The organism is Devosia sp. ZW T5_3, from assembly GCF_044987315.1.
In the GTDB taxonomy this organism is placed as follows: Bacteria; Pseudomonadota; Alphaproteobacteria; order Rhizobiales; family Devosiaceae; genus Devosia.
In genome coordinates this window covers 424,388-438,482 of sequence record NZ_JBJDRE010000001.1, presented here as the reverse complement: position 1 = coordinate 438,482, position 14,095 = coordinate 424,388, and the positions used below count along the sequence as shown (strand labels likewise).

Sequence of the window (14,095 nt, the reverse complement as noted above, 5' to 3'; positions counted from 1 at the left end):
GCGAGTTCAGCTTGCATGGGTCTCACACTCCTCGAAAATTGGACACCCCATACGATCAAGTCGTACCGTGCCGTTGTCCTCACTGTTGCGAAATACGAGCCAAAACCGTCTCATATTGGCCTTCTCGACCACTACCTGAGCCGGCCATCCCAGAAAGGCTCGTTCCAAGCCAAAGCTGTTGCTGGCTTCTGACAGAACGGTCGCTTCCCCTCGTCCTCAAGGGAGAAGCCTTTTTCTAAAGTCGAGCCACGAAGATCGTCGTCCCCGCCCAGCGCCTACTTTCGGGAATAGGTGCCGTCAAATGTCACGTTCATCCCGCCGCACATGTAGTTGTCCGAGACCTCAAGCGTCTGGCCAGACTGCGTTATGTTGACGACACAATCGTACTCATCCGCATCATCGATCCGCAGCGGTCCATTTTCTCCAACACCGAAGGAGACCTTGCCCTGCTCGATCCAACCTGCGGGCACCAACACGGAGAAGTCTCCGACATTGATCGCGCCGATGGCCGCTTTCTCCGGATCTTCGGCGCCATAGGTGGCATTTCCCTCAATAAGCAGGGCGTCACCATCAGCCTTGATAGTGATGAATTGTTCGGGTCCAGCGGTCCATTCCCCTATCCAGGATGCAAGATCAGTTTTCTCCTGTGCCCATGCGGGCGACGCAGTGGCTATGGCCATCAGTACGTACGCAAAACGACGCTTCATAAAACTCTCCATTACAAGTCCCGCTACCACGCAGTTCTTTTCAAGGTAACCGCCATCTGTGCTGTTCGAATCTTCGCAAGGCTCACGCCGCGGACACAAACAACGCAAGACCGTGTAAGCCGACGGAGATAGCGATGGCAACAATGGCTGACGGCAAGGTCGCATTGGCCATGGTCACTGGCCCAATGGCGCCGGCGGCCAAAATGGCAAGAGCCACTCCATTCAAGAATTGGGCAATCGTTCGTTTCACATCTCGGCTCATGGTGTCTCCTCCTGTTGTCCAACAAGATTAACCTCATTGGCGAGGCGGAGGATTTCGGGGATAAGTCACTAACCAGGGACCGATGAAAAGCCACAGTGAACCGCTCAAGCGCCGAACTGACGCTATATCCATTATCTGGAGACGTTCCTGGTGGACCTTTGAAGCGACGCAGGCCAGATCGTTTCGATGCGGTTTTACCTCCGTGTTGACCATCAGCTCCACCAGTTCACGCTCGAAGTTCGTGACGGGTACGGCACGCTCATCGAGCATCATTTTTCATTGAATATGATATCGTCCACGTGGCTATCGACGGACGCATGTTGACCGTTGCGGTTGGAAATGAGTCACCCGAAATCGCTGCTCAACGGTTACTTGCTGGCCACCTTGGGATGGGGCAGCTTGCGAGAGGCTAAGGCAAAAAGCCCCGACCTTCCGGCCAGGGCTACATCGCGAACGTCCAGGAAACACAATGCGGATCTTAAACCTGATACCGCCCAGCTTGGTTCCCTATACCGAGACCCTCAGCCGAGGACTAAATTGCCTAGGGGCAGCGGCTGCCAGTCCAATTTTCCGCACGTTTTGAGCCTGCGTCCGCCATTCAACCATTAACTGGTCGATTTCCGCAGGCGACAGGATTTGTTGGCTATCAAAGACATAGGCCCAAGGTTCGCGCTCAAACTCGCGTGTCCGACGCTGTGAAATAGCTTCGAACGCGTCCAGAGCATAATAGTAAAAGTCACTTGATCCAGGACGAGCTCGATCGGCAAATTCAGCGGGATAGGGCTGTTCCGCGACAGGAAGCCATAGCACCGCAGTTTCAGACCACCAGTTCATGTTTATGCTCCTCGTTACGAGGGGCAAAGCTAAAGCGACGAGCAATAGTTCCGACACAATAGGGCTATGAGCGGCTTGTGATTAGCAGCGCACTGATGTGATGACGGCGATGCGGTTATGCGGAGGGCCGCACGCGTTGCCCTGGCTATGACCAGACAGGATCAGCCCACGACCCCATCCGCGTCCTGGACTAGCCCATGTTATTCCGTGGCACCTCACTGGCCTGTTGGGCATTTCTTCGAGTAAGTTAGTCCGCACTGGGTGGGCATGAGTTTGGCAGACGACCTCGAAGACAGATTGAACGCGGCGCTGCGAGCAGCAGACGAGGCCATGCTGAGGGCTGCTTCGACGCGGGCGGAAGCCCGGAAGAATGCGAAGATGCTTCATGACAGGCGGGTAGAGATACGTCGAGAGATCGCAAACGCTCGCCAGTCGTTGCAAACAGCGCGAATGCTGCTGGGTAAAATGTAAGCGATTAGGAGCGCTTGGAACTTGCCTACGGCCCAAAGGGCGTCAGATATGCGAACAGCCCTGCCAGGGTTAGGGAGGGTGGCCAGCCCCCGCTTGCCGCTCTCCCGCCTAAACGCAAAAGCTCTAACCCCAGGGCCAGGGCTGCAAAGCGTCCTGAACGCGCTGCGGGCAGTTAATGATCCGAATATCGGTGCCCGGCCGATATTCAAGGTTGTCCATCCTTGCGGTTGGCTACCTCAAGCGCAACTAGCCGTCAATCGGTTCTCGCCTCGTCGGCCGAGATAGTGGCAAGCCAATCCTTTGTGAAGCGTTTCGGTACTAGGCCAGCGCGCAACCTTTTCCTTCCGCCGCATCACCTGTCCAGGGCTCATTCGAGTGGATGAATGACGCCACCCGCCGGCACGGAGCGTAATCGTCTTGCCGGATGCTCGGCGTTAATCCCGGCAACTGACCTGCCGCAGCCGCATTATCTGGCGGGGCATAACGCCCTTTGGGAGGGTGGCCTATCCGCCGCTTTTCGATTGCCTTCCCAACCACCTGATCCGCCTCGATGTAACCGCCCGGAACACCCCATGCCGCTGTACGGCGTTAGTACCGTCGAGGGGAACGGCTCGTTCGCCACCTCGTTTCACCTCGACTGGAGGATGAAATGGCCGCACGCGCGATTTGGACCGGAGCAATAAAAATTGCCGAAGTCGTCTGCCCGGTGAAGATGTACACCGCCGCAACCACCTCAGAGCGCATTGCCCTGCACATGGTGAATCGGAAGACCGGTCATCGTCTGCGCCGGGTCTATGTTGATGAGAAAACCAATAAACCGGTGGAACAGGACGATCAGGTCAAAGGCTATGAAACCCATGAAGGATCATATGTCGTGCTCGAGCCAGAAGAAATCGCGGCCGCCGTTCCCGATAGCGACAAGGTGCTCTCGGTCGACAGATTCATAGCCTGCGGCCAGATCGACCAGACCTATTTCGACCGCCCCTATTATCTGTTGCCGGCGAGCGAAGCGACAGAGGAGACCTTCGTCTTGATCCGCGAAGCGCTTCGCAATCGGAAGGCTGCCGCAATAGCCCATACCGTATTGTTTCGCCGCCTACGGCCAGTTCTGATCCGCGCCCATCATAAGGGTCTGATCGCGACCACCTTGAACTTCGACTACGAAGTGCGCTCGTCACGCGAGGCTTTCAGCGGCATCTCCAAGCAAAAAATCGACCCAGAGATGCTAGAGCTTGCGCAACACATACTCAAAACCAAGGCCGGAAAATTCGAACCGGACAAGTTCGAGGATCGATATGAGGAAGCCTTGACGGAGATGGTGCGCGCCAAAATCGAGGGCAGAAAGATCATCCCTTTCCGTACACCTGAGCCGACCAAGGCAAATGATCTGCTCGAAGCACTCCGCCTGAGCGCAGGCGGCAAGAAAGAGCAGGATCACAAGAAAGCACCCAAGAAGGCGGCTTCAGCAAAGGACTCTAGCACCAAAGCATCGAAACGAGCACCAGCGCGCAGAAAGGCGAGTTAACCGTCGGACCTATGGTTCGGCTTGGCCTTTCTCTCTAAGCTCTTTTTCAGAGCTGACATCAGGTCAATCACATTGTCCTTGGGCTCGGCGTTTTGCTCGGCCCCTTTCTTGGGCGTGGCCTTGCGCTTGGAAGATTTTTTGGACTTGATTATTTCGAGGAGGCGGTCTTGAACCGGATCTTTCACCATGGAGTCTGACCATGCCACGGTCCGCTGCTCGATAATTTCCTCAACCATCGACAGCAGTTTGTTTTCAGGCTTTTGAGCTTGGACGCTTTTGAAATACTCGTCTTCCTCGCGCACTTCATCGCCATAGCGCAGTGTCCAAAGGACAATTCCCTTGTCCCAAGGCTGCAGCATGACGGCGCGCTCGCGGCCGCCCAAGACGAGCCGAGAAATCCCCACGACCTTGCTGTCGGACATGGCCTCTCGAATGACCGTGAACGCCTCTTCACCGACCTCGTCAGCCGGCACAACAAAATAGGGACTGTCAAAATAGACCCATTCGATCGTGTCCGCCTCCACGAACTCATCGATATCGATCGTGCGGGCACTCTCGAGTTGAACAGCATCGAGATCCTCGTCCTCAAGGATCACGTAGTCGTCTTCCCCCTTCTCATAGGCTTTGGCCTGATCGTCTTCGTCGACGGTCTTTCCTGAAACGGCATCGATGTAGCGCGTATAGATGCGGTCGCCGGTCTTGCGGTTGAGCGTATGAAACCGGACTTTCTCGCCTTCAGTGGTCGCGGGCGACAAAGTCACTGCGCAGGTAACCAGTGACAGTTTCAGATAACCTCTCCAATAAGGTCGAGGTGCCATGGTCGCCTCCTTCAGTCCCCAGGCAAACGCCAATCTAGGCTCGTGTGTTCCCTGCTGAGGAGGCAATGTCCTATGCCGCAACAACTCCCAGGCGGCCCAGGAAACTCATGTGCTCTGTGAGACCAGGCGATGTGCTGCGTTCGTGACGGCGAGTTGCCGCCTATTGATCAGTGCGCGGTGCACGATGCTCACTCCTCCCAGAACGCCCGCGCCTCCGGTGGCAAGCGCGCCAAGCACTTAGTGAACTCCGTTTGATCGACGTGTTTTCGCAGTGCAGCAGCGACATTCTGAATTGCCGTATCCGGCGAAAAGTTATGATGAACACGCAATTGCTGCACCTCCCGGGACAGAGCCGACGAGTCCCAGTTTGAGGACAAAGCCTGGCCAGGGTCCCAATTCTCAATGAAGAGCGCTCTGGGTAGGGGTGGTAGCACTTGTGCGAAATTGATCGCGTCCTGTACTTCCAGCCGTCGTCTAAAAACCTGAAGGACGCCCTGGAGCATGGTGTAGGCTTGGTTGCGCGTTTCCAGACCGGCTTCAACCGCCGCATCCTTTAGCAAATCGTCGAATTGCTCCGAGGCGCGGCGGTAATCCTTCGGAACCGTCATTGGGCCCTCGCCGAAAACACCAAATGGCTCGTCGTTTGATCTAAAGCGGACTGCCGTCCTCGGTCCGATGCGTCTGTCTTTGGATCGCGCTATTGGATTAGAACTTTGCTCGCTGAGCATCCAGCCGCCAGAGCGGGTCTACATGTGCTTGCGATAGCAAGCATGGGCATCGGACCCAGGTCCAAAGATGGGCGAACACGATCTCAGCGCCGGCTTAGAACTCGCTCCACTCTTCTTTGACAGCGGTATTTCCACGGCTCAGATAAGTCCGTGTGGCACTCTGGACGTTCTGCCGCAGCACTGGTTTGCCGGCAGGTTGTAGTGCTGTGCGTGCGTCAGCGGCCGTTACTGCTGGCGCGGTCACACGGAATATGGCAATGGCCTGATCGAGCTCGTTTGCCTGGGCCTCGGTCTGCTCTATAGCGGCGTTGGTTTGTTCAACAAGCGCTGCATTGTGCTGAGTCATTTCGTCCATATGGCGGATGGCAGAAGTGACCTCCCCGATGGCCGAACTCTGCTCGGTGCTGGCGCTCGATACAGCCTTCATAAGCTCATTGTTTTCTCGGACTGCTCGCAGGATCGCGTCGAGCTTGTCGGCTGCCAGTGAAACCAGCTTAGTTCCGCCGCTGACCTCCTGCGTGCTCTGCTCGATCAAATGCTTCACGTCTGAGGATGCTTGAGCCGCAGACTGTGCCAATCGACGTACTTCGACAGCAACTACTGCAAATCCCTTGCCGGCCTCTCCAGCCCTGGCTGCCTCTACGGACGCGTTCAGCGCAAGCAAGTTGGTCTGGAAGGCAATGTCGTCAATCAGCCCGATAATGTCGGAGATTTTGCTAGAAGAGCTGGTAATGCGCTCCATGGCCTCATTGGCCTGGCCCATGACTTGGCCACCTTCTTCGGCAAGCTGGGCCGCTGACGTAGTGCGACCTGCGGCTTGCTCGATCTTTTGAGCATTCTCCTTGACCGTTCCGGCCAACTGCTCCATGGCAGCCGACGTTTGTTCAATTGCTGCGGCCTGCTTCGTCGTGCGTTCCGCAAGGTCGTTGGCGCCGGTCAATATCTCACCCGTCGCTGCCTTGAGTGCACTGGAGGTGCCACGCAGCGAGATAACCATTTCTGTAAGCCGTTCGCTTACGGCATTGGTGTCACCTTTCAGGGCAGCAAAAGCACCCAGATATTGGCCTTCCATTTTTTGCGTTAGGTCAGTCCGCGCCAGCGCAGAAAGCACCTTGCCGGCTTCTGCCAATGCTAACTCGGTGGTTTGCAGCATTGTGTTCATGTTGCCAGCTACCTGGTCGAGAGCAGCGTCGCCGAAGTCATCGCGAATGCGGCTACTGAAATCACCTCCAACGGCGGCCTGAATTGTTTGTGCAAACGAGGCTTGGAAGCGCTCCATTGTCGCTGCCCGCAACTCGGCCTCTTGAATGCGCTGAGCGCGTTCTGCGTCGGATAGTTGCACCGCCAAACCGTTCTGCTGAAAAACCTTCAAGGCCTTCGCCATCCGACCGAGCTCGTGATCCTGCTCAGCATTATTTATTGCCACCTGATAATTGCCGTGTGCCAGCTCCCCCATAAGCTGGGTCATGTCTTTGAGAGCTCGGGACAACCAACCGCCAGTAAAAAACGCCAAGACTAGGCCGACCACGATGCCAAAAACCGAACTGATAACGACCACGGCTTCTGTAAAATCAATTCGCGACAGAGCTTGCGGTCCAAGAGTGTTCTGAACATCTTTGGCGTGTTCGAACACCGTTTTGAGATTTTGTGCCATGCTATCCGCTAGTGCATCGAGCTGGGCCAGGTCGGATGAACGGTCACCATCCACACCAGCAACAGTTCCGAATACCGATTGGTAAGCCTTTGCCGTTTCCACCAGTTTGGCCAGCTCGCTAAGAGCTAGAGCATCCCCTTCAAACCTAGCATAACCATCAGCATCGATGGTGCCGACGTCTTCGATCTTGGCGACAATTTCTTCAGTAGAAAACGACCCCGGCTCACGAAAAAACGCATCTGCAGAGAGCCGCAGATCAATCAGATCGTTGGTGTAGTCACTCAGCTCGAGGGTCTCGCGCGCGGCGTGCAAATAGTTTTCAAAGATTCCGGCGACGCTGGACACCCCGTAATATCCCACCGTGCCGATACCCGTGAGAATGACGATAAGCGCACCAAAGGCAGCAAAGATGCGATTGGCGACGGAAATACGGGAGAACATGGCGGCCTCTGATCGCTGATCCGCCGGGCTCGAAGAAAGACGGCGTCGCAATATTCTTAGGCAATTTCGGTTAACTAACCTTCCTGACAATTGGCTTACAAGGCGCAGACGATGTCAGGGGCGCTCCCAGTCTTGGACTGACCTGGACACGCCCGCTACGCTACAAAAACTCGCAGCTCAATCAAGCTACCGAGCTGTGGCTAACTAGTCGGGGCTTGATCGAGGACGCCACGACTGTATTCCGGCCAGCGGCTTTGGCTGCGTAGAGGTTAACGTCTGCCTGCCGAAAGGCATGCTGCAAATCTATGTCTTCCGTGCCGACCGCTAGGCCAATACTGACGCTGAGGGGGTAAGGCATGGAATGAACCGGATAAAGCTGAACGTTGGCCACCAATGAGCGTAGCTTTTCGCCTGCGGAAGCAGCCTCAGCAGCTGACGCATTTGGGATAAACACGGCGAACTCTTCACCGCCTATCCGTCCAACAATCCAACTCGGGGAACTGCCGGATCGCAGTGCTGCTGCGATCAGGCGCAATGCGGTGTCGCCTTCGGCGTGCCCGAAAGTATCATTGATCGCTTTGAAATTGTCGGCGTCGATTAGCAGTAGTGCGCCTGGTGCGCCCAACCTCGCCAGAAAGGTCTCTCGGTTGAGCAACCCGGTTAGCCCGTCATGAGCAGCTCGAACGGCCAGTTCCTCATGCGCCCTTTTTAGCGCGAGATGGGCCTGCTGAATGCGGTGCTGTTGCCAAAAAATAATCAGGGAGGCAGGCAGCGCCGTCACGAGCGGCAGGAAGCTGTTCATGAAAAAGACATAGGGGGTAAACGGCTGGCCGGTCGCCATTCGGCCCGAGTAGGAAATCACCTGGCCCACGACAATCACAGCTAGGGTTATGAGCACGGATTTTACGACAACACGGAGCATCGAAATGTCCTTTAGGAGCTCCACGTCTGTCACGGCATCATCAAGCGTCCGTTAATCAGACACCTAGAATTCCGGTTATCGCTTGGTTGGCCGAGGAGATCAGGGATCCCTAAATCCCGCAACGCGCAACTCTACCGCGTCGCCACTTGTGCCAGCCGGAAAGACGAGCGTGATGCTTTTGGTTGATTCCGCGGGCGCGTAGTCGAGTGAGGCATGCGCGAGGACCGGTTTGCCTGACGCGGTCCTGACCTCGCCCTCGATTTCTACGTCCGCGGCAGTGCCACTACCGAAATTGGATACTTCCACTTCGAGATAGACTGGCCCGCTTCCGCTTATCTCGCCGCGCTGCAACTCGATCCGTGGTCTGCCGTCTCCCGCAGCAAAGGCGTCGTAGACCAGATAGCCAAAAAGACTCAGCACGGTAAGCGCCGCGGCGCTCGCCAGGGTCCATTCAACTCGATCACCCGTGACCGACTTAGCCCTGGATTTACGCGGCGTAGGTTTCTTGGTCATCCGCACCTCTACAGTATCAGTCTGGCAGCCGCCGCTCCAATGGCCGCCGGGAAGCTTAAAACCACGACTACCCGCAGCCCATTGCCGGCGCTGACCCCGTCCAGATGCCCGAATGTCCATAAGAGGTACAAGGCCACCAACAGCGACACAGCATATCCTACCAGCGTAAACCGCAGGAAAGCGCTCCACCACGGCGTATCGGGTGTTAGCTCGGTGCCACTTGAGAATTCGGTTGCATAAACGAAAACATGCATGATGAGCAGCGTGGCGGGGATAAGTGCGAGTGTGTGAATGCTCGTCATCCGATATGAAATGAGCACCATCTCTTCGGTTGGCGCCACGTTCAATGCAAGAAACAGCGCGCCAATCATCATGATACCCAGCTCCCCGAAGAAGGTTTGTTCGCGCTGGCTGTCTTTTGCGTCTTTACCGAATTGGCTGCGACCCAATAGGGCTCCCAACGCTCCAGGTATGGACTGCAATCCGACTTTGCCGGCGATTTCCGAAAGGCTCATTCCCGCTCCGACAATGCCGAGCAGACCCAGCACGAATGCACTTGTCAGTAGACCAACGCCATATGCGATGGCCACGTCACGGGCATCTTCGCGCCAATCCCAAGTTCGCTCGAAGCCGGAGTAATGCGACAGGAACATCAGCATGGGCAGGCTTGCGGCCAACAACAGGAGGGCTTTCCAGCGTTCCATGGCGAAGCCCAGATCCCACATCTCCATAGTCATCAGCATGGGCAGTGAAAACACCAATGCGCCACCGAATGCTCTACCGAGCCCGGTGCGCAGCTGGTTGGAGGCACCGGTCATCGGCAAAGCTTCTCAACGGCGGGGAAGGAGCGCTCAATTGCTTTCGCCGCTCTGGTGGGGCGACAAACGGTCCTCATGCCCGGTCCAAACGTCCCGGCCAAACCAAACATTGAAAGCCGAACCTCGGTTCGCAACACAAGACTCCAACCAAGACGGAAGCGGACTAGTCTGCCCGGTAACGCTGGCTCCTGCGGGCCAGTTCCGCTCGCTTGCGCCAGTTGCGCCGGACTGGCCTCATATCCCCCACACCAATATCAGCATGGGAACTGCCACTAAAACGACGAGGAGCGATAACGGCAGCCCCAGCCGCCAATAGTCGCCAAATCGATAGCCGCCGGGGGCCATAACAAGGGTGTTGCATTGATGTCCGATGGGCGTGAGGAAGTCCGACCCCGCCCCTATCGCCACTGCCATTAGAAAAGCTTGGGGCTGAAACCCCAGGTCTGTTGCGAAAGTGGCTGCGATCGGCGCCATTACCAACACGGTAGCGGCATTGTTCAGAAACGGCGTGACCGCCATTGCGGCAACCATAATCAGCGCCAAGGCCCCATATGGCGGTAGCACACTAGCGGTTTCCGACAGCCAGCTGGCGATAAGATCGGTGGCGCCCGTGGTTCGCAAGGAGTCACTAACCGGAATGAGTGCTGCCAGCATGATTAGGATGGGAGCGTCGAGGTGGGTGTAAATCTCTCGCAGAGGAACGGTGCGGGAGACCACCATCAAGAAGGCCGCAGCAAAGAAAGCGAGCGGCACCGAGACAAGGCCAAGTGCAGTGCTGCCCATTGCCAATGCCAGGATGACGAGAGGTGCCAATCCGTTACGTGCGCTGCCAAGCTTCAGGTTACGTTCAACGAGCGGCAGACAGTCCCATTGGCGCAGTAGTTCCGGCAACTCCGCAGATTTCCCTGAAGAACGATGACATCGCCGTTCTGAAACCTGATCTCTCCAAGGCGCTCAGTGAACCGCTTATCGCGCCGGCTAACCGCCAGGAGGTTAAGGCCCGTGATGTCGAACAGCGTCAACTCGCGCGCGCTGCGACCGATCAGGCTCGAATGCTCCCCAATGACGGCCTCGACGACGCCAGTTTCTGCGGATGCAACCTCGGCATCGCGGCGCTCGGAAAAGGCTAACTTGCCCTGCGCGACCATTTTGTCGAGGGCCTCAGGTTCCCCTTCCAGCAAGAGCAGATCGCCACCTTGCACGATAGCGTCTGGTAAGGGCGTGCGTCGCTTGCCGGCGGCCGAAATGATGCCGATTATCATTGCCTGCCCGCCGCTAAGGGCTTGAATGGCACTCACCGTCTGCCCGACGCTTGGAGAATCCTGAGGTACTTGCGCCTCGGTTGTATAATTCTTGATCTCGATCGCCTGATCCATGGAAAGGCTCTCGCGCGTCCGCTCGGGTAGCAGCTTGTAACAGATGGACAGGAACACGACGCCAACTAGGGCCAAGGTGGCGCCGACCGGTGTAAAATCGAACATGCTGAACGGGGTGCCGGTGAGTTCCTCGTGGACACGGGAAACGATGATGTTAGGCGACGTTCCAATCTGGGTCATAAGCCCGCCTAGCAGCGACCCAAATGACATCGGCATTAAAAACAGCGAGGGCGAAACGCCCGAGCTGCGAGCCATTTGGAAGGCGATCGGGATCATGATCGCTAAGGCTCCGATGTTCTTAATGAACGCCGAAAGAATGGTGACGACTAAAACCAACAGAATCAATTGGGCTCGAGGTGTGCTGACATTGGGCGCAAACCGCCTGACGGCCACCTCCATAATCCCGGAGCGCGCCACGGCAGCGCTGACGATCAGCGCACTACCCACGATCACAACAATATCGTCCGAAAGCCCTGAAAAGGCGGCGCCAGGAGCAACCACTCCGACAGCGACGGCGAGGAGCAGTGCGCCGGCGGCGACGAGGTCATAACTCCAGCGCCCCCAAACGAAAGCAACCATCATGAGCAAGATGATGCCGAAGGCGAGAATCTGGGGCGTAGTCATTGGCGGGGCTCCATAAGCCACGGTCAACGCGGAAGAACTTAATTTTGCATAGACCGATCAAAGAATATTTTTCGTTGTCCGGTCGATCCGTGGTGCAACCTTTGGCAGAAGCCGCGCTTCCCTTCAAAGCTCATGGGCCGGCGCGACAAGTGCCGACCGGAAACGAGATGCAACCAATGCACGAACCCGCCTCCATAGTGGCACCGACACTGCCGACCAGCTCGTCAGAAGCCGCAACAGTGATGACACACTATTATCGGGCCGAAATGACGCGGATGAACGCGTGGCGGGCTCGGCTCGATCTCACCAGCAATTGGTCGATCACCGTTGTGGCGGCGCTCCTATCGGTTTCGCTCTCGACGCGGTCCGCCCATCATGGCCTCGCTTTGTTCGGAATGGTCATTATCCTGTTGCTGTTGTTCGTTGAAGCAAGGCGGTACCGCTTTTACGATGTTTACCGCATGCGGATTCGGCAGTTTGAACGCCACTATTTCGGGCAGTTTTTTGCAGCTGATACTCAAGGTGGTGGTCCCGAGCCCTGGCTGGTCATGCTGGCGCAGGATCTTCGCCACCCCAAGTTCAGGATTACCCTGATGCTGGCGCTCCGCCGCCGCCTGCGCCGCAACTACATCTGGATGTTTTTGATTTTGCTTTGCGCTTGGATTGTCAAGATTGCATCTCCTGACCTGCAGGCAGGGGCGCATCTTGATCCTGCGCGACCTCTGGCGGCCATGCTTGGGCACGCCGCTATTGGACCGTTGCCTGGATGGCTAGTCATTGCCCTGGTACTTGTTTTCTATGCGGCGCTTGGCATCGCCTGTCTGCGGGGCAAGGATCGCGGCGGGGACGAGGTTCACGTCTAAGTCCGAGAGGCATTTTAAAAGCGTGGCAATGCCAGCGTCATATTCCATCAAGCCGGACCGACGCGGGTATTTTTACCCTGCCTATGCTGGCCACTGGAACAAGAAGGGCCCACTTGTGAAAGGGGCCCTTTGTAAGCTCAACTTTGGTTTAGATCGCCGCTAGTTGATGAAGAATATGATGATGATGATCAACCAGATCGGCACACCTAAAAGCCACAGGCCAATTCCTCGTAACATAGGTTTTTCCTTTCAGAATCGACGGAAGACTTCGGCGAAAAGAGTGCCTTCATCGCGGTGATTGCCACCTTTTTGTGCTGCCCAGTAGGCCCCGATTGCGGACACAAGAAGCGAGGCAGCAAGCAGGAATGCGGCGATAATGCCCGTATTTCTTGCGATACGCGCGGCCTCTAGAGCCTGCTGGCGAGCGGCCTCGATTGACGCGACAACCTGATCGACACGTGTCGTTGCTTCCTCAGGGGTCAGGCCTGTATTCGCTGCAACAATATTGGCCAGGTAGGTGCGGTCGTCGTCAGTCAGTGTGCCATCACCAAGCGCGGCTTGTGCAAAAATGCGGCCTGCTTCGTCTCGCGCAACATTTGCCTCTACCGGTTGATCCGATCGGAAAAGGGTGTCGACGAAGTATGCATGGGAATCCACACTGCCTTCGACGGCATTGGAGGCCGCTTCCGTTACTGTCGAAGCGGCGGAACCTAATGCGCTGCCTGCAGCTCCAATTCCGCCAAGGGCGATAACCGCTCCCAGGACTGCTGCGCCCGCCCAGACAAGCAAGCCATGTGCGCCGTCTCGTAGGTCACTTTCTGCCTCGGTAGCATCAAAATAACGGCGGCGCAGGCGGCCGGTCAAATAGCCGCCTGCCATGAAGCTCGAAACTTGCACCCAAAGAAACCAGGTTGCGGCGGCAATTCCGATGAAAATCGGGGACGCGCCCTCGCGGGCATTGAAGTCCAGAAAATTGAGCCCCACTGCTGAGCCGAAACTAATAAGAACGATGGAGATGGCAGAGGCCAAGAGAATGCCGGCGATGATGGCTGGCCAGTCGACATAAGATGACTGGTCCCTAGTGGCTTCTGCGTTTTCGACGACGGTTACTCCCGCCGGTGCATCAAGTGCCATTGTGTCTTCCTCCGTGTTGCTTATTCGAAACGTTCAGGCGAGGCCGATAAACGAGAGGATTGCCATTACGATCACGACGAGGCCGACGAGATAGATGATCGAGTTCATTTGCCTGTCCAATTTTTGTGAGTGGTGCCAATCAACCAGTGTTGGGGTGATTTTGTTCCGTGGTTTAGGAGCAGCATTCTCAATTGGTCCAACCGATCCGCAGCCACCGAGAGTTGGCGGCCAACCAACCGGCGCCGATTGCTCCCCGTCGATGAGGTCGCAGATGACTTAAGAGCGCTTCAAGTCAGTCCGCCCGACAATGGCAGGCACAACGATCCTCGCGAAGCGGCCCTGGCACCTTGCATCGCCCGAGCCGATGCGACGCTCACCGTGCGAAGACAGACGATTAAGGCTGCG

12 protein-coding genes and 1 pseudogene are annotated in these 14,095 nt (G+C 56.6%); 2 read left to right on the top strand and 11 right to left on the bottom strand.

Annotation, left to right across the window (positions count from 1 at the left end):
• Positions 1–275 precede the first annotated feature (275 nt).
• The 3 genes from ACI3KW_RS02115 to ACI3KW_RS02105 all read right to left on the bottom strand — a co-directional run bounded on the left by ACI3KW_RS02115 (position 276) and on the right by ACI3KW_RS02105 (position 1,803).
• Positions 276–707: a hypothetical protein gene (locus tag ACI3KW_RS02115; RefSeq protein ID WP_404846719.1), complete on the bottom strand. Its 432-nt coding sequence runs from the start codon at positions 705–707 to the stop codon at positions 276–278.
• 82 nt (positions 708–789) lie between these two features.
• Positions 790–969, bottom strand: a complete 180-nt coding sequence (locus tag ACI3KW_RS02110; protein ID WP_404846718.1) for a hypothetical protein — start codon at positions 967–969, stop codon at positions 790–792.
• A 507-nt stretch (positions 970–1,476) separates the two neighbouring features.
• Positions 1,477–1,803: a hypothetical protein gene (locus ACI3KW_RS02105; protein ID WP_404846717.1), complete on the bottom strand. Its 327-nt coding sequence runs from the start codon at positions 1,801–1,803 to the stop codon at positions 1,477–1,479.
• Between the two features lie 1,120 nt (positions 1,804–2,923).
• On the opposite strand from ACI3KW_RS02105, the gene ACI3KW_RS02100 reads away from it, so the two are divergent.
• On the top strand, positions 2,924–3,799 hold the full coding sequence (locus ACI3KW_RS02100) for a Ku protein (protein WP_404846716.1): 876 nt from the start codon (positions 2,924–2,926) through the stop codon (positions 3,797–3,799).
• On the opposite strand, the gene ACI3KW_RS02095 is transcribed toward ACI3KW_RS02100, so the two are convergent.
• The 7 genes and pseudogenes from ACI3KW_RS02095 to ACI3KW_RS02065 all read right to left on the bottom strand — a co-directional run bounded on the left by ACI3KW_RS02095 (position 3,796) and on the right by ACI3KW_RS02065 (position 11,693).
• Positions 3,796–4,617, bottom strand: a complete 822-nt coding sequence (locus tag ACI3KW_RS02095) for a Ku protein (RefSeq protein ID WP_404846715.1) — start codon at positions 4,615–4,617, stop codon at positions 3,796–3,798. The two genes, ACI3KW_RS02100 and ACI3KW_RS02095, sit on opposite strands and share 4 nt — an antisense overlap.
• A gap of 188 nt (positions 4,618–4,805) precedes the next feature.
• Entirely contained in the window at positions 4,806–5,225 is a 420-nt protein-coding gene (locus ACI3KW_RS02090) for a DUF2267 domain-containing protein (RefSeq protein WP_404846714.1), read from the bottom strand.
• Between the two features lie 214 nt (positions 5,226–5,439).
• Positions 5,440–7,440: a methyl-accepting chemotaxis protein gene (locus tag ACI3KW_RS02085; RefSeq protein ID WP_404846713.1), complete on the bottom strand. Its 2,001-nt coding sequence runs from the start codon at positions 7,438–7,440 to the stop codon at positions 5,440–5,442.
• A 181-nt stretch (positions 7,441–7,621) separates the two neighbouring features.
• Entirely contained in the window at positions 7,622–8,362 is a 741-nt protein-coding gene (locus ACI3KW_RS02080) for a GGDEF domain-containing protein (RefSeq protein WP_404846712.1), read from the bottom strand.
• 99 nt (positions 8,363–8,461) lie between these two features.
• Positions 8,462–8,875, bottom strand: coding sequence for a hypothetical protein (locus ACI3KW_RS02075; protein WP_404846711.1), 414 nt, complete (start codon positions 8,873–8,875; stop codon positions 8,462–8,464).
• Between the two features lie 8 nt (positions 8,876–8,883).
• Positions 8,884–9,693, bottom strand: a complete 810-nt coding sequence (locus ACI3KW_RS02070) for a TIGR02587 family membrane protein (RefSeq protein ID WP_404846710.1) — start codon at positions 9,691–9,693, stop codon at positions 8,884–8,886.
• Between the two features lie 234 nt (positions 9,694–9,927).
• Positions 9,928–11,693, bottom strand: a pseudogene (locus tag ACI3KW_RS02065) (SLC13 family permease).
• A 176-nt stretch (positions 11,694–11,869) separates the two neighbouring features.
• On the opposite strand from ACI3KW_RS02065, the gene ACI3KW_RS02060 reads away from it, so the two are divergent.
• Positions 11,870–12,556 carry a DUF2270 domain-containing protein gene (locus tag ACI3KW_RS02060; protein ID WP_404846709.1) on the top strand — a complete coding sequence of 229 codons (687 nt, stop codon included), beginning with the start codon at positions 11,870–11,872 and terminating at the stop codon, positions 12,554–12,556.
• A gap of 249 nt (positions 12,557–12,805) precedes the next feature.
• Here the strand turns inward: ACI3KW_RS02060 and ACI3KW_RS02055 are convergent, their stop codons facing one another.
• Complete coding sequence (locus ACI3KW_RS02055; RefSeq protein ID WP_404846708.1) at positions 12,806–13,690, bottom strand: hypothetical protein; 885 nt, start codon at positions 13,688–13,690, stop codon at positions 12,806–12,808.
• Positions 13,691–14,095: the final 405 nt, after the last annotated feature.

Excerpts from the sequence above, each read along its gene's own strand:
- ACI3KW_RS02055 (WP_404846708.1), bottom strand. The coding sequence starts at position 13,690 with ATGGCACTTGATGCACCGGCGGGAGTAACCGTCGTCGAAAACGCAGAA.
- ACI3KW_RS02090 (WP_404846714.1), bottom strand. The coding sequence starts at position 5,225 with ATGACGGTTCCGAAGGATTACCGCCGCGCCTCGGAGCAATTCGACGAT.
- ACI3KW_RS02105 (WP_404846717.1), bottom strand. The coding sequence starts at position 1,803 with ATGAACTGGTGGTCTGAAACTGCGGTGCTATGGCTTCCTGTCGCGGAA.
- ACI3KW_RS02060 (WP_404846709.1), top strand. The coding sequence starts at position 11,870 with ATGCACGAACCCGCCTCCATAGTGGCACCGACACTGCCGACCAGCTCG.
- ACI3KW_RS02095 (WP_404846715.1), bottom strand. The coding sequence starts at position 4,617 with ATGGCACCTCGACCTTATTGGAGAGGTTATCTGAAACTGTCACTGGTT.
- ACI3KW_RS02100 (WP_404846716.1), top strand. The coding sequence starts at position 2,924 with ATGGCCGCACGCGCGATTTGGACCGGAGCAATAAAAATTGCCGAAGTC.
- ACI3KW_RS02075 (WP_404846711.1), bottom strand. The coding sequence starts at position 8,875 with ATGACCAAGAAACCTACGCCGCGTAAATCCAGGGCTAAGTCGGTCACG.
- ACI3KW_RS02115 (WP_404846719.1), bottom strand. The coding sequence starts at position 707 with ATGAAGCGTCGTTTTGCGTACGTACTGATGGCCATAGCCACTGCGTCG.
- ACI3KW_RS02080 (WP_404846712.1), bottom strand. The coding sequence starts at position 8,362 with ATGCTCCGTGTTGTCGTAAAATCCGTGCTCATAACCCTAGCTGTGATT.
- ACI3KW_RS02070 (WP_404846710.1), bottom strand. The coding sequence starts at position 9,693 with ATGACCGGTGCCTCCAACCAGCTGCGCACCGGGCTCGGTAGAGCATTC.
- ACI3KW_RS02085 (WP_404846713.1), bottom strand. The coding sequence starts at position 7,440 with ATGTTCTCCCGTATTTCCGTCGCCAATCGCATCTTTGCTGCCTTTGGT.
- ACI3KW_RS02110 (WP_404846718.1), bottom strand. The coding sequence starts at position 969 with ATGAGCCGAGATGTGAAACGAACGATTGCCCAATTCTTGAATGGAGTG.